The following is an 851-nucleotide window of genomic DNA, read 5'->3' on the forward strand; positions in this document are numbered from 1 at the left end:
TCTGTCGCCTTCGGCGACATCTCCCCCTCGAGGGGGGAGATTATGCCTTCTTCGCAAACGCCCACACCATCAGCGGATATTCCTCGTCATTGCTGAGGTCGCGCCATAGGCCATAGGCGCGCACTGGACCGCCGATATGGGCTTTTGCGCAGGCTTTGTTGCCCCAGCCGAACACTTCTATGTTTGCTTCGGGGAAGCCGCCTTCGACCATGACCTGCTTCAGGCCGGCGGGGGTCCAGCGGTTGTAGTCGTGCGGCCGGGCATGCACCCTGAACAGGAACGGCGTCGCTACCATCGCCCAGCCGCCCGGCCGGGTCATGGCATGGATATTCTGCGCCGCCGCAAGCGGACGCTGCACGTGTTCCAGCACCTGGTCGGCGATGACGACGGAATATTGCCGGTCGGTGCGGTCCTTGCAGATGTCGAAGTCGGGGAAGTCGACCGAGGTATAGTTGGAGCACATCGTCTTCCAGTAGCGGTTCCAGCCGGGCGAAACCTCGATCACGTCAGATGATTTGCGGCCGTCCGCCTCAAGAAACGCTGTGAACGCCTCGATCTGCCTGATGCGCAGCCAGTTGCGGGAATCGTAGCCGATCAGCCGCTTTGCAACCTGCTTGCTTCGCCTCGTCAGGGCACCGGGTAGGCTCTCCGTCATTGTCACATCGACCTCCTTAAAGGCCCGCCGCGCCTCCCTTGAATATCGCAAAAGCGGACAAAATTCGACCGCCCTAAAATAAGCTGAGACCACCGAAGAAAGATTGCCATGACAAGCGATTCCCGTGCCCACGATATCCTGTCGCGACAGGCGGAACTGGAGAGCGAGCGCAGCCAGTATGAGGCTGTCTGGGAGG

General features: G+C 60.6%; 1 protein-coding gene. It reads right to left on the reverse strand.

The window, feature by feature from the left end; genetic code table 11:
- Positions 1–40: 40 nt before the first annotated feature.
- Entirely contained in the window at positions 41–655 is a 615-nt protein-coding gene (locus tag E5W87_RS31895; protein ID WP_292406858.1) for a methyltransferase domain-containing protein, read from the reverse strand.
- Positions 656–851: the final 196 nt, after the last annotated feature.

The organism is Mesorhizobium sp., assembly GCF_004962925.1.
Taxonomy (GTDB): domain Bacteria; phylum Pseudomonadota; class Alphaproteobacteria; order Rhizobiales; family Rhizobiaceae; genus Mesorhizobium.